We start from the raw sequence: 3,499 nt of genomic DNA, 5'->3' as shown, positions 1-3,499 counted from the left end.
TTTAATAGCTCTTCGGCCTCGTAAAGGCTCGGGAATTCCTTTTGTTTAACTTGTGCCGATTGCGCCAAGACTGCTTTTGGCAATTTGAGATACCCAGCAAAATCTCCAGGCAAGCGCTTGTAGCCATCCTGCTTTAACAGCCAGGCGAAAAATGCGACTAGATGCAAGACGGTGTGCTTGATCGACGACGCTGACATGCTGTACGCAGCACCTACATTCGCACGCCGTTTTAGCTCGTCGCGCACCGACGCAAAATCATCCGTCAAGAGCTTGGAAAATGGTTTGCCCTCAAGAACATTCTCAAAAAACCTGATTGCAGCAAGGTGCCGAACAATCGTTTTTTCGCTATGTCCGCCTGCATAGACTTGCCATCTGTGAATGATACGGTCGTTCACAAACCAAAGACTTGGAACATCTTCACCCCGGTTCATCCCAATACCCCCACACATCAAGGTATTTTCTTCGTGTAGGCAGTCCGTGGGAGTATTGGGATTGCGACAATCTTCGACCAAGTCTCGATCAGTCTCACCTGATATCTTTTGAAGCTTGGTCGCGCAGTGCGGGCACCGAGCAGAATACATATGCTTGCCATTTTGGGCAAAGAAATCTTCGACAGTTTCAATCTTGGGGAACACATCAGTTTGGCATCCACGACATTGGAATTGACCCGGTCGGAGCTTGCGGTTCACGCTCAAGCGTCTACGCCTGTGAAATTCTTGAACCACCGCGCCTCGGAACAGGTACGGCTTTTGATTGTCCGAAACCGTCAAACCCTCTCCAACCCAATTTGACACTGTATTTGCTGTGACCGAATACTCCGCTGACAACTGCTCGACAGAGTATACTCGGTCTTTTTTTAGCTTCACGTTCTTATAAGTCCTGCTCATCCGGACTCACCTTTGGCCTTTGCAACCAAGCGCGATGGATCCGCGGTTTGCATTTTCACCTCAAACCGCACCAAGTCACTCAACTTCCAGCGCGATGTACCAGGGCTCAGCTTTATGCGCCGTGGAAAGTCGGGATTGTTTTCATGCCATCGCCACACTGTTGCTTTTGAGATGCCAAAGCGCGCTGCGACCTGGTGATCCGATAAGTACATCTCCACACACCGAGTGCATGGCTCGGGAGGCAGGCTTTGAGCGCCTTGTTTCGGCTTTGAACTCTTTGAAAGCCCCTCAAAGAGACCTAGCTGCTCGATTTTTGGCTTGGCTGGCATGATTTAGGCCTGCCCATGATAAGCGAGCGGGCGATGATCCCAGAGTCGGTGCGGTGCATCATCAATTTCTTGCTGGCATGTTTGGATTATTAAGCGCACGTGCATCAGACCAAGCCGTCCTCAGTGGGATCGACGCGGATCCCGGCGACGCAGGCCACGACGTCGCGGCCATGGCAAAGCAATCGGTGCTCGTCCACGTAGGACAATTGGCGCTGCTCAGGCCGAGTCACAAAAAAAGACTGACTCATTTGCGATTGCCTGTTGCTATAACAGTGCTCGGATCAGTCTTGTTCTCTTCCGCCCATGAATTCAGGTCCGTGCCGCGGTAGATGACTTTTCGGCCCAGTTTGTAATAAGCGGGCCCCATATTCTTGTGCCGCCACTGCGCCAACTTATCTCGGTTTCCGAGTATCTCGAGTTCAGGATCACCCAAAACGTAATTTCGATTTGCTTCGAACAGTTCTGACATGAGGAAGGCTCCTTCCATTGCTTTGGGTTGCAACAGATGGATGCACTTCAATCAGTGCTGAACGGGAGCCCCCGATCTCGAAATCGGGGGCCATATATTCTTGAAAGATATAGAAAAGAAATTTGCTCGCTCGTATCCACGTATGGCCTTGAGGTCCCTCTAGGGCAACACTCGCTCAATCCTTTACGAAATAACTCAGCGAGGTGCAGCACATGCCAATTTTGCTCCGGATAGTCTTCACAATGGTTGAGTGCCATTCCTAAGTGGACTACGCCGCGATACGTATTCCAAATTTCCCGTAGTGTATCCTTGTCCCGAGCTCCTCGGGTGTTGCTTTGTCTTGCTTCATCACCCACTTGCTGAAGTATTCCCCCCGGTGAGTGCATTCCTTCAAATTTATTGTTGACGATCGAACGCCAAACGAGCATTCCAGTATGCTCGGCTACATTTAGCTTTCTTTCATTTACCTCTTCGTATCTTCGACCGACTTGCGAAAGTTCATAAGCGGCTTCACTTCTCTCTGCCGATGTTTCCGCAACCCATCTAACCAAGTCAGCGTTCAAAGGATCCGCCGTCCAATTAAATCGTTTCTCGGCAGAGAGTTGTTCTAATAAATGAGTCACCACATCGTGCTTCACATTCTTGATGGCTTTTGCACGTTGGGCTGTGTTTTCTTCGCTCAAGGCCAGACGGATTAAGTCAATAGAAAGGAGTTGTGGTTCATTGACCGAAATCACTAACACGCCGGATCACTCAACTTACTGCCGGACGTAACAAACGCGGACCACTCGGCCATCAATACCCGGCGCTTATCCAGCAAATCAGACCGCGCGTAGGCCCGCTCCACGTCCGACCCGACTTGGTGCGCCAAACTCATTTCCGCCACCTCGCGCGGCGCGTTAGCAACCTCAGACGCCCAATCACGGAAGCTAGAGCGGAAGCCATGCACCGTGACATCCTCGACCTGCATCCGACGCAACAGCATCAGCATTGACATATTCGACAGTGGCTTGTGCCGCTTTTGCCCCTCGAACACATACTCGGACTGCATGGCCATCAACGGCTCGATGATCGCCAGCATTTCATCGCTCAAAGGCACGCGATGATCTTCGCCCGTTTTCATGCGGTTCGCAGGGCAGGTCCAAAGCCGCGCGCCAAAGTCGATCTCTTCCCAGCGCAATCCCAGCACTTCGCCTGTCCGCGATCCAGTGAGGCAGGTGAACATCAGCGCTTTTGCGGCCATCGCACTTCGCCCTCTCAGATCGGCATAGAAGGCGGGAACGTCTTGCCAGTGCATCGCTTTATGATGTTTGACCTTGGCTTTGACCTTTGGTAAAGCGCCCGCGTCCTTGATCGCCGTTACCGGGTTTTCGCCATCGCGGAAGCCTTTGGAACGCGCGACGTCCAGCACCGTCTTGATCCGTTGCGCCAGCCGTTTGGCCGTTTCGTGCTTTTCCGTCCAGATCGGGGCCAGGCACATCATCACTGCGGGTTGGTCGATGCTGTCCAGCGGCATCCGTCCGATCTTGGGAAAGGCATAGTCGCGTAAGGTGTTGATCCACTGCTGGCCGTGCTTGGCGTTTTTCCAAGTCGGCATCCGGTCGATATGCACTTGTTGTGCAAATTCTTCGAAGGTTGGGATGTCGCGTTGGGCATTGAAACGCGGGTTCAGGCCTTGCTTCGCCATGCGGCGATATTCCAGTGCCCGCTCACGGGCTTGGTTGATCGTGACGATGTCGGCACCGCCCAAGCCAAAGTCCGTGCGCAGGGGTGCTCCCTTCTTGTTCTTCTGGCCTTTGACCACAACACGCACG

3 protein-coding genes and 1 pseudogene are annotated in these 3,499 nt (G+C 52.6%); all 4 read right to left on the bottom strand.

Annotation, left to right across the window (positions count from 1 at the left end):
• Window positions 1-887: pseudogene (locus tag WBC85_RS10505) on the bottom strand (hypothetical protein); the annotation flags it as partial.
• A gap of 573 nt (window positions 888-1,460) precedes the next feature.
• Complete coding sequence (locus WBC85_RS10500) at window positions 1,461-1,685, bottom strand: MerR family transcriptional regulator (protein ID WP_424436424.1); 225 nt, start codon at window positions 1,683-1,685, stop codon at window positions 1,461-1,463.
• 47 nt (window positions 1,686-1,732) lie between these two features.
• Window positions 1,733-2,428 (bottom strand): hypothetical protein, encoded by a 696-nt coding sequence (locus tag WBC85_RS10495; protein ID WP_424436421.1) that lies wholly within the window; start codon window positions 2,426-2,428, stop codon window positions 1,733-1,735.
• Window positions 2,422-3,499, bottom strand: a 1,078-nt coding sequence (locus tag WBC85_RS10490) for a tyrosine-type recombinase/integrase (protein ID WP_424436418.1), incomplete at its 5' end; no start/stop codon positions are given. The genes WBC85_RS10490 and WBC85_RS10495, both read right to left, overlap by 7 nt.

The organism is Planktotalea sp., assembly GCF_049680325.1.
Classification (GTDB): domain Bacteria; phylum Pseudomonadota; class Alphaproteobacteria; order Rhodobacterales; family Rhodobacteraceae; genus Planktotalea.
Note: the sequence above shows the minus strand (reverse complement) of the source record. Positions and strands in the feature narration are given on the sequence as shown.